The following is a 14,502-nucleotide window of genomic DNA, read 5'->3' as shown; positions in this document are numbered from 1 at the left end:
AAGGTTTGAGTCTGTCTGAGAAGGGAAGTTGCCTGTGCTCGCGAAGACGGTCGATCAGTCCGGCACCAGCTCGCGGCGGACCACATACATCCCGGCACTTTCATACAAGCGCTGCGCCCGCAGGTTGTCCTCCAGCACTTTCAGATCAACAAACCCTTCACGGCGCTGCTGAAACACCTTGAATGCATTGAACAGCAACGCCCGGCCTAATCCTCGGCCCTGCATGCGCGGATGCACAACCAGATTCTTGATATACGAACTGGTCCAGCATTGCGCCACGCCGACCACGCCTTCGCCATCACGGGCAATCAAACACAGGCTCGGATCGTATTCAGGATCGGTTTCGAACTGCTGCTGCCAAACGTCCAGCGCCGGCACTCGGCCGCCACCTTCGCGATAACCGAGTTGCATCAAGTCATGCACATCCGCCGCCAGTTCGACGGAGTAAGTGCACAGTTCAATGTCTTGTGGCCAAGGGGCATCCGGCGCGTCCTTGCCCAGGTCGCGCCGCATCAAAAAACAATGCCTCTGGGCCAAGACTCAGTGCCCGTGGGCGGCGACGTGTTTGGCCGCTTCGATCAGGCAGTGGGTCAGTTCTGGAGAGGAGAACTTGGTCAGCACACCGTTCGCCCCGGCCAGCCGCGCTTTTTCGCTGTTCATCGCGCTGTCCAGCGAGGTGTGCAGCAGCACGTACAAATGGGCGAAGTCCGGGGTCTCGCGCAGGGTACGGGTGAAGGCGTAGCCGTCCATCTCGGACATTTCGATGTCGGAGACGATCAGGTTGATCTGCTGCGCCGTGCCTTGCAGGTCGAGCAGGCAGTCGATGGCTTCCTTGGCGCTGCGTGCGGTATGGCATTGCAGGCCGAGGTTGCGCAGGGTGTGCACCGATTGCTGCAGCGCCACTTGGCTGTCGTCGACCACCAGGATGCGTGCGTTGCCGAGCACCTCGGCGTCTTCCATGCTCAGGTCGGTCGGGGCCATTTCGATCTGCGCCGGGGCGATGCTGTGGATAACCTTTTCGATATCCAGCACCTGCACCAGCGTACCGTCCACCGAGGTCACGCCGGTGATGTAGGCACGCGAACCGCCCGAGCCGAAGGGCGGGGGCTTGATGTCGGTGGTCAGGCAGTGGACGATTTTGCTCACAGCCTGAACGTGCAGGCCCTGCTTGGAGCGGCTGACGTCGGTGACGATCAGGCAGCCGCCGTTCGGGTCTTCCAGCGGGCGTTCGCCGATGGCGCGGCTGAGGTCGATCACCGACAGCGAAGCACCGCGCAGGGTGGCGATGCCTTTCACGTGCGGGTGCGACTCCGGCAGCTTGGTCAGCGGCGGGCAGGGGATGATTTCACTGACTTTCAGCAGGTTGATCGCCATCAGCTTGCCGCTGCGCAAGGTAAATAGCAGAAGCGAAAGTGAGTCTGCGCGGGCTTTGGTGGAGGACATATGAACCTTCTGTGGAAAAGGTGGTGGGCGAGGGTGCAAATCGCCAGAAACTATTGATGCCGGGTTATCGGCGTTAAAAGGTTGGGCTTTAGGTTAGTTGTCGGGTGGCGTGCAGATCAAAAGCCAAAGCCCCTCACCCTAGCCCTCTCCCGGAGGGAGAGGGGGCCGACCGAGGTGTCTGGCGTTGTACATCGACCTGAATGACCGAGTCGATTATGGATTCGGTAAAGATCAATCACGTCGGCGGAATTCTGCAATGTCCCCCAATCAGTCCCCTCTCCCTTTGGGAGAGGGTGAGGGTGTGCTTTTAGCTCTTCATGCCTAGTCGTTTGGCCATGCGGCCGAGGTTGGCTCGGTCCAGCCCCAACTCCCGCGCCGCACTCGCCCAGTTATCTTGATTACGCTCCAGCGCCGCACTGATCAAACGCCGCTGATATTGCTCGGTCGCACTGCGCAGATCCCCGCTAATCAGCGGCATCTCAGCCACAACTCCGGCAACCGCCTCAACCGAGTTATCCACAACCTCGCGCGGCAAATCCAGATCCGCCGCGCTCAAACTGAGAATCTTCGGCCGCACCTTGCAGTTGCCCAGCGCCTTCAACGCACTGCGCCCGATCAAGTGTTCCAGTTCACGCACATTGCCCGGCCACGTGTAGGCGAGCAACGCCTCCTGGGCGTCGCTGCTCAGGCGCAGGCTGTTGAGACCCATGCGTGAACGGTTCTGCTCAAGAAAGAAGCCGCTGAGCAACAACACATCGCGACCGCGCTCACGCAGCGCCGGTACGCGCAGCGGGTACACGCTCAGGCGATGGTAGAAGTCGGCGCGATAGCGACCGCTGCGTACTTCTTCGGCCAGGTCACGGTTGGTCGCGGCAATCAGGCGCACATCGACCTGATGCTCCTTGTCCGAGCCCAAACGTTGCAACTGGCCGCTCTGCAAAACGCGGAGCAATTTCGCCTGCACGGTCAGCGACAATTCACCGACTTCATCGAGAAACAACGTACCGCCATTGGCCAGTTCGAACTTGCCGCGTCGGTCGCTGGTGGCGCCGGTGAAGGCGCCGCGCACGTGGCCGAACAGTTCGCTTTCTACCAGCGTGTCGGGCAGGGCGGCGCAGTTGAGGCTGATGATTGGTTTTTCGGCGCGGGGAGAGGCGGCGTGAATCGCTTGGGCGACCAGTTCTTTGCCGACGCCGGTTTCCCCGGTGATCAACACCGTCAGATCGCTGCCGCCGACCAGATTGATTTCCTCCACCAGTTTTTTCAGCGCCTTGCTCTGGCCGATCATTTCGCGGTTCTGCTGGCCGCTGGCCTGACGATAAACTTCGGCGCGCTGGTGCTCGTCTTCTGCGCGATTGGCCAGACGTTCTATACGTTCGGCGGCGTTGACCGTGGCCGAGGCGAGGCTGGCGAAGGCTTGCAGGGCGTCGAGTTCGATCGGTTCGAAACGCTCGGGGTCGAGAGCGTCGAGGGTGATCAGGCCCCAGAGTTTTTCATCGACAAATAAAGGACAGCCGAGGCAATCGTGAACCTCCAGATGCTCGTCGAGTCCGTCGACGAGACCGTCATAAGGATCGGGCAAGTCGCTGTCGGCGGCGAAGCGCGTGGGTCCGGCTCCGCTGAGGAGCATTTCGAAACGCGGGTGCTCGCTGACTTTGAAGCGCCGACCGAGGGTGTCCGTACTTAAACCGTCCACGGCCAGCGGCACCAGCGATTCACCATCGAGACGCAACAACGCTGCTGCATCACAGGGCAGCAGGGCGCGCATGGCTTCGAGCAGGCGTCGATAACGCTCGCCCTCGGGCAGTTCGCGGGACAAATCGGAAACTAAAGGCAGCAGGGCGGTGAGCAGGGATTTGGCGGTCATGGTCTTGTAGTCAAAGAGACAAGATGTAGTCGGGATGACTATAAAGGCCTTTGGGTCGTTATGACTACATCGTTATTAAGTTATTGAGTTATATGAAAAAATAAGTTGGCACGGAATCTGATAACCCTAAGGTAACTTTTCAAAGAAGCTCAGGAGTCAACCTTATGCTTAGCGTTCAGGATCGTGCCATCGTCAAATCCACCGTGCCTCTGTTGGAAAGCGGCGGTGAAGCGCTGATCACGCACTTCTACCGCATGATGCTCGCCGAATACCCTGAAGTCCGCCCGCTGTTCAACCAGGCGCACCAGGCCAGCGGTGATCAACCGCGCGCCTTGGCCAACGGCGTGTTGATGTACGCGCGGCACATCGATCAGCTCGACCAGTTGGGTGATCTGGTGGCGAAGATCATCAACAAGCATGTTGCACTGCAGATCCTCCCTGAACATTATCCGATTGTCGGTGCCTGTCTGCTCCGCGCTATTTCCGAAGTGCTCGGCGAAGAGATCGCCACGCCAGAAGTGATGAGCGCCTGGGGCGCGGCGTACGGTCAACTGGCGGACATTCTGATCGGCGCCGAAACCGCGATCTACGACCAGAAGGAACAAGCCGTCGGCGGCTGGCGCGGAGCGCGTGAATTCATCGTCGCGGCCAGGGTCGAGGAGAGCGCGGAAATCATTTCGTTCTACTTTGAGCCGGCCGACAAAGGTCCGATTCTCGCGGCCGAACCGGGTCAGTACATCGGCATGAAGCTGATCCTCGATGGCGAGGAGATCCGCCGCAACTACTCGCTGTCGGCACTGGCGAACAACGGTCAGTACCGCATCAGCGTCAAACGCGAACCGGGTGGCCGTGCCTCCAACCACTTGCACGATCAACTGCAGGTTGGCGCCAGCATTCAGCTGTTCCCACCATCGGGTGAGTTCACTTTGACCGCGAGCGACAAGCCGTTGGTGTTGATCAGCGGCGGCGTCGGCATCACGCCAACTCTGGCGATGCTTGAAGCCGCGCTGGAAACCGAGCGTCCGGTGCACTTTATCCACTGCGCGCGCAATGGCAGCGTGCATGCGTTCCGCAACTGGATTGATGAGTTGGCTGAGCGTCATCCGCAACTCAAGCGTTTTTATTGCTACGCCGAGGATGACGGTGTGAGTCCGGCGGCGGATAAGGTCGGGATGTTGAGTCAGGAGTTGCTGGGCGAGTGGTTGCCGGCTCAGCGTGATGTCGACGCCTACTTCCTTGGGCCGAAGGGTTTCATGGGGGCGATCAAGCGGCATTTGAAAGCGCTGGGTGTGCCGGAGCAGCAGAGCCGTTATGAGTTTTTTGGGCCGGCTGCGGCTTTGGAATAATCCAGAACCGAGTCACCTTCATTCGCGAGCAGGCTCGCTCCCACAGGATTTGTGTTCGACGCAGATCCAATGTGGGAGCGAGCCTGCTCGCGAAGGCCGTTATGCGGTCTCGATTCTTAAATTCTGTTTAAAAGGTTAATCGTTTCTTAACCGCTTTATCGTTTATTCCCCCGGTGTAGACTTGCGACAACCTTCAGCCGCGAGCCGGTTGAACCATGGACATAAAAGGGAAACGCGATGAGCGAGGAAACGATTCGGTTGGGCCGTGAGCGGCGCTTTCTGGTGCTGTTGGGGATCATCTGCCTGGCGCTGATCGGTGGCGCTCTATATATGCAGATCGTGCTCGGCGAAGCGCCGTGCCCACTGTGCATCTTGCAGCGCTATGCGTTGCTGCTGATCGCGCTGTTCGCGTTCATCGGCGCGGCCATGCGCACCCGTCGCAGCATCACCGTTTTCGAGGTGTTGGTGGTGATTTGTGCGATTGCCGGGGCCGGTGTGGCCGGGCATCACGTGTACACCCAGTTCTATCCGGCGGTGAGTTGCGGCATCGATGTGCTGCAGCCGATTGTCGATGATCTGCCGCTGGCGAAGATCTTCCCGCTGGGCTTCCAGGTTGACGGTTTCTGCTCGACGCCGTACCCGCCGATCCTTGGCTTGTCGTTGGCACAATGGGCACTGGTGGCGTTCGTGCTGGTGGTGATCCTGGTGCCGCTGCTGACCTCGCGTAACCGAAAAGCACTGCGCTGAGTCAACTAATCGGCTGTCTGGCCGATACAGAAAACGCCTCGATTTGCGGATCAGCCAATCGGGGCGTTTTGCTTTTCACGGTGTTTGTGAAAACACCGTGACGGGTGGCAAGGAAGGGTGTGGCAAGTGTGCGACATGTTGTCACACGCGCCATGTCGCAGGGCCATTGAGTGACGCGGAATCGGCCGTTGTTACAAAAAAGGATTGGTCAGTTTCCGGGTTTTTCGGCTTTAGCACGCGAGTGCCAGAGCAGGCAGTTTTAACAAGCGCGGGTATATGGCCAAAAGCCTTGGGTTATCGGGCTTTGCGCTGTTCCAGCGTTCGGAAATAGCCTTCGGAGCTGTCTGAACTGACGCGGGTACACCTACATTTTTTGGTGTTTTTGTTGAGAATCTATTTCGATAACATGTGGAACTTTTGCAAAAATGGCGATGCATTGTTGCTCGAACGGATAAAAATTATTTCGGGATAAGACATGGTGTATAGGGCGCTACCTATCTACAATCGCCCGCACTGAATTCCCGGCACTGTTCAGCCTTTATTAAGGAGGCGAGCAGGAAGTCGGGTGTCGAGTGAGTCGAAAGGCTTTCAAGACACCCAGGTGTCGGTGCCTTCCAACTTTCCGCACCAAATGGAATTGGTCTGTAACAAGGCCTTTGACCACGAATTCGAATAAGAACTGACCGCTGTCCCAGGTTTTGTCGAGCGTCTGACGCGCGACGGGCGGCCCTTATTCAATCCAAAGAAAATGCCAACCCTTGGCAGGGTGAAGTGTTGGCGATCAAAACCCAACTGCATTGCGCAAGCTGCTTTAGAGGTCGTGAGATGAGTAAAAACAGGTACCCCAGATTACTAGGCCTAGTGCCGCTGCTCGGCACGTTGTTGCTGGGAGGCTGCAACATGACCTTGCTCAATCCAACGGGCCAGGTTGGCCTGGAACAGCGAAACCTGATCATCACCGCGACCCTGCTGATGCTGTTGGTCGTTGTGCCGGTTATCGTCATGACCTTCCTGTTCGCCTGGAAGTACCGCGCGTCGAACAAGAACGCCGTCTACACCCCGAAATGGTCGCACTCGACCAAAATCGAAGTGGCAGTCTGGACCATCCCGGTCCTGATCATCATTGCCCTGGGTTACATCACCTACATTTCGACCCACGAACTGGACCCGTATCGTCCGATTCAATCCGACGTCAAGCCAGTGACCATCGAAGTCGTTGCGCTGGACTGGAAGTGGCTGTTCATCTACCCGGAACAAGGTATCGCCACGGTCAACAAGATCGTGTTCCCGGCGCATACGCCAATCAACTTCAAGATCACCTCTGACGCTGTGATGAACTCGTTCTTCATCCCGGGTCTGGGCGGCCAGATCTACGCGATGGCGGGCATGCAGACCAAGCTGCACCTGATCGCTGACCGCAACGCTGAAATGGACGGTATCTCCGCCAACTACAGCGGCGCGGGTTTCACCGGTATGAAATTCAAGGCTATCTCCACCACTCAGGAAGATTTCGATGCCTGGGTAAGTGAAGTCAAGAAGTCACCTAAACAGCTTGATCAAGCTGAATACGCGGCCCTTGCCAAACCGAGCCAGAACAACCCAGTCGAGCTCTACTCCTCGGTCACGCCGAACCAGTTCCAGATCATCGTCGACAAGTACGAAGGTATGAAGCCGGGCAAGCCGCTGAAGCACGAGAAGAAAGAGAAAGAAGTGGCGGCCACGGAAATTGACTCGAGTTCGCATTCAGCTGCCGGGGCAGAGGAGTAAACGATGTTTGGTAAATTAAGTTGGGAAGCAGTCCCATTCCACGAGCCGATCGTGATGGTGACCATCGCCATGATCGCCCTCGGTGGTCTGGCGCTGTTCGCTGCAATCACCTACTTCAAGAAGTGGACCTACTTGTGGACCGAGTGGCTGACTTCGGTCGACCACAAGAAAATCGGCGTGATGTACATCATCGTTGCCATGGTCATGCTGCTGCGCGGTTTTGCCGACGCCATCATGATGCGTACCCAGTTGGCTATGGCCACCGAGGGTTCGCCTGGCTACCTGCCACCTGAACACTATGACCAGATCTTCACCGCTCACGGTGTGATCATGATCATCTTCATGGCGATGCCATTCTTCACCGGCCTGATGAACCTTGCAGTGCCGCTGCAGATCGGCGCGCGTGACGTTGCGTTCCCGTTCCTGAACTCCCTGAGCTTCTGGCTGCTGGTTTCCGGCGTAGTGCTGATCAACCTGTCCCTGGGCGTCGGCGAATTCGCCAAGACCGGTTGGGTTGCCTATCCACCATTGTCGGGTCTGCAATACAGCCCTGGCGTGGGCATGGACTACTACATCTGGGCGCTACAGCTATCCGGGTTAGGTACGACGCTAACGGGGGTTAACTTCCTCGCGACCGTACTGAAAATGCGTACCCCTGGCATGAAACTGATGGACATGCCGATCTTCACCTGGACCTGCACCTGGGCAAACGTTCTGATCGTGGCTTCGTTCCCGATCCTGACCGCTACCCTGGCACTGCTGACCCTTGACCGTTACATGGATTTCCACATTTTCACCAATGAACTTGGTGGCAATCCAATGATGTACGTCAACCTGTTCTGGGCCTGGGGCCACCCTGAGGTTTACATCCTGATCCTGCCGGCATTCGGCATCTTCTCGGAAGTGATCTCGGCGTTCACCGGCAAGAAACTGTTCGGCCACCACTCGATGATCTACGCTTCGGGCGCGATCTCGGTACTGGGCTTCATGGTTTGGCTGCACCACTTCTTCACCATGGGTTCGGGTGCCAGCGTCAACGCCTTCTTCGGTCTGGCGACGATGCTGATTTCCATCCCGACGGGTGTGAAGCTATTCAACTGGCTGTTCACCATCTACCAGGGCCGTCTGCGTTTCACTAGCCAGGTTCTGTGGACTCTGGGCTTCATGGTGACCTTCGCCATCGGCGGCATGACCGGCGTACTGCTGGCCATCCCGGGTGCTGACTTCGTTCTGCACAACAGCCTGTTCGTGATCGCGCACTTCCACAACGTGATCATCGGCGGTGCGGTATTCGGTTACATCGCTGGTTTCGCGTTCTACTTCCCGAAAGCGTTCGGCTTCAAGCTGCACGAAGGCTGGGGTAAAGCAGCGTTCTGGTTCTGGATCTCGGGCTTCTTCGTCGCGTTCATGCCGCTCTATGCACTGGGCTTCATGGGCATGACCCGTCGTCTGAACGCCACCACCAACCCTGAGTGGGTACCGTACCTGTACGTTGCCATGTTCGGTGCGGTGATGATCGCTGTGGGTATTGCCTGCCAGCTGATCCAGCTCTATGTGAGCGTGCGTGACCGTAACAAGCCAGAGAACGTTTGCGATCACGGTGACCCGTGGAATGCACACACCCTGGAATGGTCGACCTCGTCGCCACCTCCGTTCTACAACTTTGCTGTGCTGCCTAAGGCTGACTGCATCGACCCGTTCACTGAAGCCAAGGAAAACGGTACTGCGTACCAGCGTCCGGCCAAGTACGAGCCGATCCACATGCCGAACAACACCGCCACTGGCGTGGTGATGGGCGCACTGTTGACCGTCTTCGGTTTCGCGATGATCTGGCACATCTGGTGGTTGGCGATCGCCAGCCTGGCCGGCACCGTCATCTACTTCGTGATCCACGCTGCACGTGACGACCAGGGCTATATGGTTCCGGTTGAAACGATCGAGCGTATCGAAGCCGAGCAGCACAAGCGTCTGGTTGCGGCAGGGAAAATCCCGGCCGGTGCCACCCGTGTTGAAACCTCGTTGGAACAGGCTTAAACCATGTCGAACTTAGTGACCAATGTTGGACACGCCCATGGTGACCATGGGCACGATGACCATCACCACGACTCGGGCGAGATGACCGTATACGGTTTCTGGCTCTACCTGATGACCGACTGCATTCTGTTTGCGTCGATCTTCGCGGTGTACGCAGTACTGGTAAACAACGTTGCCGGTGGCCCGTCGGGCCACGACATCTTCGAACTGCCATACGTGCTGGGCGAAACCGCTCTGCTGTTGTTCAGTTCGATCACCTACGGCTTCGCCATGCTGGCGTTGTTCAAAGGCAAGAAGCAGCAGGTTCTGGGTTGGTTGTTCATGACCTTCCTACTGGGCGCAGGCTTTATCGCCATGGAGATCAACGAGTTCCACCTGCTGATCTCCGAGGGCTTCGGTCCTAGCCGTTCGGGCTTCCTGTCCGCGTTCTTCACCCTGGTCGGTACCCACGGTCTGCACGTATCTGCGGGTCTGATCTGGATGGGCATCATGATGTACCAGGTCAACAAGCACGGCCTGACGGCGACCAACAAGACCCGTCTGAGCTGCCTGAGCCTGTTCTGGCACTTCCTGGACGTGGTGTGGATCTGCGTATTCACCGTTGTTTACCTGATGGGGACTCTGTAATGGCTAATGCACACTCCCATGACAGCCATGATGCTGGCCACGGCAGCGTAAAGTCGTACGCCATTGGCTTCATCCTGTCGGTGATCCTGACCGTGATTCCATTCGGTCTGGTGATGTACCCGAGCCTGCCGAAGGCCACCACGCTGGCAATCGTTCTGTTGTTCGCAGTAATCCAGGTGATTGTTCACCTGTATTACTTCCTGCACCTGGACCGTTCCATTGCTCAGCGTAACAACGTGATCGCGTTTGTCTTTACGGCCATTGTGATCGTGCTGCTGGTTGGCCTGTCGTTGTGGATCATGTTCAGCATCCACACCTACATGATGGCGAAGTGAGGTAAGACCCGATGTCGCTCAAGCACTTTATCCAAATCACCAAACCGGGGATCATTTTCGGTAACGTGCTTTCTGTGGCAGGCGGGTTTTTCCTGGCCTCGAAAGGGCATGTGGATCTGGCGGTGTTTCTGGCTGCCATGATCGGTACATCCCTGGTTGTTGCCTCCGGTTGCGTGTTCAACAACTGCATCGACCGCGACATCGACCTGAAGATGGAACGCACTAAAAACCGGGTGCTGGTGCAGGGCTTGATCTCCCTGAAACTGGCCCTGGTCTACGCGACCATCCTTGGTGTTCTCGGCGTTGCGTTGTTGTACAAGGTGGCCAATCCGTTGGCCGCTTTGTTCGCGGTGATCGGCTTCATCATCTACGTCGGCTTCTATAGCCTGTACCTCAAGCGCAAGTCGGTTCACGGCACGCTGGTGGGCAGTCTGTCGGGCGCCATGCCGCCAGTGATCGGTTACGTTGCCGTAACCAACAGCTTCGACATGGCCGCGCTGACGTTGCTGGTGATGTTCAGCCTGTGGCAGATGCCGCATTCCTACGCCATCGCGATCTTCCGCTTCAACGATTACCTGGCCGCATCGATTCCGGTGTTGCCAGTGAAGCGCGGGATCCAAGTGGCCAAGAAGCACATCCTGCTCTACATCCTGGCGTTCCTCGTAGCGACCTTGATGCTGACCTTCAGCGGTTACGCTGGCATGAGCTATCTCGCGGTGGCTGCGGCCATGGGCATGTACTGGTTGTACATGGCCTGGACCGGCTACAAGGCAGTGGATGACACGGTCTGGGCACGTAAGCTGTTCGTGTTCTCGATCTTCACCATTACTGCGTTGAGCGTCATGATGTCCCTGGACTTCAAGGTGCCCGCAGAGCTGCTGCTGACGTACGCGCCGTAAGGCTCAAAGGCTTGAAGAAAAACCCCGCACATTGAGAGATGTGCGGGGTTTTTTGTTGCCTGGCGTAAAGCCCCTCATCGGAACGCCGCCCGCCCAGCCCTCTCCCAGAGGGAGAGGGGGCCGACCGAGTTGTCTCGAGTCCACCGCCGACCTGCAAAGTCGTGGCGATTATGGATTCGGTAAAGTGCGTTCAGGTCGGTGTATGTCGTCAATATCCTGCGTTCGGTTCCCTCTCCCTATGGGAGAGGGCTAGGGTGAGGGTTGCGAGTGGAGTTCAAAACCCCTAGATTTGGATCCAACCCCGACAGTGATAGCACCAAGCCATTTTTTCGGTGTTTTACTGCCGTGATTCGAGCTTCTTCATGCACTGATCAAAAGGCTGGGCGAAATGACTGAGAGGATGACCTGCGACGAGCGTTTTATTGCCCTGGCCCAAGAGCTGAACTACGACATCTATGGTGAGAACACCGCCGGCGGCAATTACGCGCCGCTGATCCGTCATCATGATGAGCTGTACATCAGCGGCATGGTGCCGCGCACTAACGGCAAGATTCAGTACCCGGGGCGTGTCGGCCTGGAGTTGACCCTCAAGGATGCGCAAGCCGCCGCGAGCATCAGTGCGATGCGTTGCCTGGCGCTGATCGTCGATGCCGTCGGTTCGCTGGACAAGATCAAGGCGTTGTTGCGGGTCACTGTTTACGTGAAGTCGACGCCGGATTTCGTTGACCTGAGCGAAGTGGCCAACGGTGCGTCGGACGTGTTCAGTCATGTGCTCGGCGATGCTGGCCGGCATACGCGCACCACGGTCGGTGTGTATCAGTTGCCGAAGAACGCAGCGATTGAAGTGGACATGATTGTAGCGTTGCATCCTTCGGCTTGAGGGTGGTTTGACGGCTTGCCCTCACCCTAGCCCTCTCCCAGAGGGAGAGGGGACTGACCGAGGTGTCTTGCGCTATACATCGACCTGAGAGATTGAGGCGATTGTGGATTCGGCACCGCACTTTCATTTCGGCGAACTTCCACAATATCCGCAAATCGGCTCCCTCTCCCTCGGGAGAGGGCTGGGCGGGCGGCGTTCCGATGAGGGGATGGGATTTACGCCATTCCACTAATCCCCAGCCGAAAACCAAAAAGCCCTGCACTGAATCTCAGTGCAGGGCTTTTTCGTACAGCGCTGCGGATTACTGCGCGGCGATGCTATAGCCATCAAACGCAGTCTGCTGTTGCAATGCGGTGATGATGTTCTTGCGGTTCACTGCCTGCTCTGTACCCGCATTATCAACGAAGACTTCGCTTTCCAGTTCCGCTTCCTCACCTTCACCGACGAAGGTGAAGCCGAGGAACTCCAGCGCTGCACGGTCAACGTTCAGGCGCGAGCGTGGCGTGCGCAGTGGCAAGGTCACGCTGATGCCGTCCTTGCTGATGGTGAAGATTTCGACTTCTTTCTTCTTCGCCGCTTTGCTCTTGCCGCCGCTCGGATTGCTGATCGCCTGATGGGTCTGGTTCAGCACCTTGAGGGCCAGGCCATAAACGATTTCCTGGAACGCCGGATCGTCCTTGAAGCTGGACAGAATGCGGCCGATCGAGAACTTGCTGCTGAGGTCTTCAAGGGCGGCGAGGTCCGCCGCTTCAGCGTCTTTCAGCGCCTTGAGCTGGCCCATCAGCTCGTAGGCCTTGTCGTCATCGAAGCTGTCGTGAGCCTGACGGATCGCCGCGCGCAGCTCGCGGATCTGGTCGCTTTCGCGGGTCGACTGGAACGCGTCCAGGACCATCTCGCTGATGATTTTGGCTTGTGGCAGGTGTTGTGAAAGATTGATGGAGTTTTCGTATTCCGCTTTGGACGATTCGGTGACTACGGATTCAGCGGTGTTGAAATCGGACATTGAAATTTCACTACTTTTTAACTTGAGTGGAGATGAGAAAACCGAGGGCTTTTTCAGGCCGACTAATTTAGGGGAGCGCGGCGGCGTTGTCACGGAGCAACGGTCTGCCGGTCGAGTTTTTTCCCGGCGTGCGCTATTTCAGGCGCGGCCGTTCCATGGCAATCACCGAGGTCTCGAAACCCAGGCTGACGAAGAAAGCCTCAGCGCCCTCGCGCCCGGCACGCAGCACCCACGTGATATCCGGGTTGTCGCCCATGATGTGCTCGACCAGTGCGCGGCCAATCCCTGCACGCCGATGCTGGTCATCGACCACCACCATCGACAGGTAGCCGTTGGACAAGCCATCGGTGATCCCGCGAGCGAAACCGATGATGCGCTCACCCTTGACGGCGACGGCCGTGCGCTGAGAGTGCTCGATCAACCGGGCGAAGTGTTCAGCTGAGCCGGTGCGATGGCCCCAGCCATGCTGCCCGAGAAACTGCCTCACCGATTGCGTTTCGGCGGGCTGCAAATTGCGTACGTTGAGTGTGTTGTTCATCTGCTGTTCGGCTCCTTGTCAGCGATTCTTCCTGGGTGGCTGGTGCAGGTGACGTCAGGACTTCCCCCAGCGCTGCATGACAAACTCTACGAAACGACGAAGTTTCGGCAAGCGATAGCGATCCGGCGCATACAGCAGATGCATCGGTCTGCTGGGTGGCTGGAAATCGGCGATCACTTTCACCAGTCGGCCTTCGCGCAGGTCTTGCTCCACCAGCGCATCCGGCAGCATCACGATGCCCATGCCGGTGCGGGCAGCCTGATGCAGCCCGGCGGAGCTGTTGATCAGCATAGGCCCGCTGACGTCGACCATGATCTCCCCGTCGGGGCCGCTGAGGCGCCAGCGCTTTTCCACCGATTGCCAGTCGTCACCGGCGGGATAGGCGAACGATAGGCAGTCGTGTTGTTGCAAGTCTTCCGGCGTTTTCGGCATGCCGCGCCGGGCGACGTATTGCGGCGACGCGCACGCGGTCAGGGTGTAGTCGATCAAGGGCCGGGCGATCAGGTTGGACTGCTCGAAATTGCCCAGCCGAAACGCGACATCGAGGCCGCTTTCCAGTAGATCGGGACGGGTGTTGGTCAACACCACATCGAGTTTGACCTGTGGATAAAGCAGTGAAAATTCACTTAGCGCCGGCGCCAGCCGTTCAACGCCGAACGTCAGCGGCGCGGTGAGGCGCAGCATGCCTCGGGGTTGATCGAGGGTCTGCTCGGCGAGGCGTTCGGAATCGGCGACCAATCCCAACACTTCCAGGCATCGCTGGTAATAAACGCTACCAAATTCGGTGAGGCGCTGGCGTCGGGTCGTGCGTTGCAGCAGTTGCACACCCAGCCGTTGCTCTAGCGCGCGCAAATGATTGCCAACCATGGTCGTCGACATATCGCACTGCAACGCGGCCGCCGTCATGCTCCCGGCTTCGACGACTTTGACGTACACGCTCATCGACTGGAACAGGTCCATTATCAAGCTCAGCTTTTAAATGAATGAAGTTTTGCCGAGTTTATCCAGTTTCGGTG

General features: G+C 57.8%; 14 protein-coding genes. 8 read left to right on the top strand and 6 right to left on the bottom strand.

What is annotated here, in order from left to right; genetic code table 11:
- Nucleotides 1-54 precede the first annotated feature (54 nt).
- From LOY43_RS23270 to norR, 3 genes are all read right to left on the bottom strand, one after another.
- Nucleotides 55-513, bottom strand: coding sequence for a GNAT family N-acetyltransferase (locus LOY43_RS23270; RefSeq protein WP_258708799.1), 459 nt, complete (start codon nucleotides 511-513; stop codon nucleotides 55-57).
- A 27-nt stretch (nucleotides 514-540) separates the two neighbouring features.
- A complete protein-coding gene (locus LOY43_RS23265) occupies nucleotides 541-1,443 on the bottom strand; it encodes a chemotaxis protein CheV (RefSeq protein ID WP_038362880.1) in 903 nt (300 codons plus the stop codon).
- Nucleotides 1,444-1,750: 307 nt separating this feature from the next.
- Nucleotides 1,751-3,310 (bottom strand): nitric oxide reductase transcriptional regulator NorR, encoded by a 1,560-nt coding sequence (gene norR, locus LOY43_RS23260; RefSeq protein ID WP_095050664.1) that lies wholly within the window; start codon nucleotides 3,308-3,310, stop codon nucleotides 1,751-1,753.
- 164 nt (nucleotides 3,311-3,474) lie between these two features.
- On the opposite strand from norR, the gene hmpA reads away from it, so the two are divergent.
- The 8 genes from hmpA to LOY43_RS23220 all read left to right on the top strand — a co-directional run bounded on the left by hmpA (nucleotide 3,475) and on the right by LOY43_RS23220 (nucleotide 11,945).
- Nucleotides 3,475-4,656 carry an NO-inducible flavohemoprotein gene (hmpA, locus tag LOY43_RS23255; protein WP_258708798.1) on the top strand — a complete coding sequence of 394 codons (1,182 nt, stop codon included), beginning with the start codon at nucleotides 3,475-3,477 and terminating at the stop codon, nucleotides 4,654-4,656.
- 237 nt (nucleotides 4,657-4,893) lie between these two features.
- The gene (locus LOY43_RS23250) at nucleotides 4,894-5,403 is read left to right on the top strand and encodes a disulfide bond formation protein B (RefSeq protein ID WP_025109264.1); all 510 of its coding nucleotides are present in this window, start codon (nucleotides 4,894-4,896) and stop codon (nucleotides 5,401-5,403) included.
- A gap of 825 nt (nucleotides 5,404-6,228) precedes the next feature.
- On the top strand, nucleotides 6,229-7,170 hold the full coding sequence (gene cyoA, locus LOY43_RS23245; RefSeq protein WP_007916947.1) for a ubiquinol oxidase subunit II: 942 nt from the start codon (nucleotides 6,229-6,231) through the stop codon (nucleotides 7,168-7,170).
- A gap of 3 nt (nucleotides 7,171-7,173) precedes the next feature.
- Nucleotides 7,174-9,204 carry a cytochrome o ubiquinol oxidase subunit I gene (gene cyoB, locus LOY43_RS23240; protein WP_007916945.1) on the top strand — a complete coding sequence of 677 codons (2,031 nt, stop codon included), beginning with the start codon at nucleotides 7,174-7,176 and terminating at the stop codon, nucleotides 9,202-9,204.
- A gap of 3 nt (nucleotides 9,205-9,207) precedes the next feature.
- Complete coding sequence (gene cyoC, locus LOY43_RS23235) at nucleotides 9,208-9,831, top strand: cytochrome o ubiquinol oxidase subunit III (RefSeq protein ID WP_034156084.1); 624 nt, start codon at nucleotides 9,208-9,210, stop codon at nucleotides 9,829-9,831.
- Nucleotides 9,831-10,166: a cytochrome o ubiquinol oxidase subunit IV gene (cyoD, locus tag LOY43_RS23230; protein ID WP_007916940.1), complete on the top strand. Its 336-nt coding sequence runs from the start codon at nucleotides 9,831-9,833 to the stop codon at nucleotides 10,164-10,166. The genes cyoC and cyoD overlap by 1 nt, the downstream gene beginning before the upstream one ends.
- 11 nt (nucleotides 10,167-10,177) lie before the next feature.
- Nucleotides 10,178-11,065 carry a heme o synthase gene (gene cyoE, locus LOY43_RS23225; RefSeq protein WP_007916939.1) on the top strand — a complete coding sequence of 296 codons (888 nt, stop codon included), beginning with the start codon at nucleotides 10,178-10,180 and terminating at the stop codon, nucleotides 11,063-11,065.
- Nucleotides 11,066-11,453: 388 nt separating this feature from the next.
- Nucleotides 11,454-11,945 carry a RidA family protein gene (locus LOY43_RS23220; RefSeq protein ID WP_007916938.1) on the top strand — a complete coding sequence of 164 codons (492 nt, stop codon included), beginning with the start codon at nucleotides 11,454-11,456 and terminating at the stop codon, nucleotides 11,943-11,945.
- A 301-nt stretch (nucleotides 11,946-12,246) separates the two neighbouring features.
- Here the strand turns inward: LOY43_RS23220 and LOY43_RS23215 are convergent, their stop codons facing one another.
- The 3 genes from LOY43_RS23215 to LOY43_RS23205 all read right to left on the bottom strand — a co-directional run bounded on the left by LOY43_RS23215 (nucleotide 12,247) and on the right by LOY43_RS23205 (nucleotide 14,446).
- Nucleotides 12,247-12,948 (bottom strand): hypothetical protein, encoded by a 702-nt coding sequence (locus LOY43_RS23215; protein WP_095125932.1) that lies wholly within the window; start codon nucleotides 12,946-12,948, stop codon nucleotides 12,247-12,249.
- A gap of 133 nt (nucleotides 12,949-13,081) precedes the next feature.
- Complete coding sequence (locus LOY43_RS23210) at nucleotides 13,082-13,486, bottom strand: GNAT family N-acetyltransferase (RefSeq protein WP_095125931.1); 405 nt, start codon at nucleotides 13,484-13,486, stop codon at nucleotides 13,082-13,084.
- Between the two features lie 54 nt (nucleotides 13,487-13,540).
- Entirely contained in the window at nucleotides 13,541-14,446 is a 906-nt protein-coding gene (locus tag LOY43_RS23205; protein WP_095048380.1) for a LysR family transcriptional regulator, read from the bottom strand.
- Nucleotides 14,447-14,502: the final 56 nt, after the last annotated feature.

Source organism: Pseudomonas sp. B21-041, from assembly GCF_024748675.1.
In the GTDB taxonomy this organism is placed as follows: domain Bacteria; phylum Pseudomonadota; class Gammaproteobacteria; order Pseudomonadales; family Pseudomonadaceae; genus Aquipseudomonas; species Aquipseudomonas neuropathica.
Note: the sequence above shows the minus strand (reverse complement) of the source record. Positions and strands in the feature narration are given on the sequence as shown.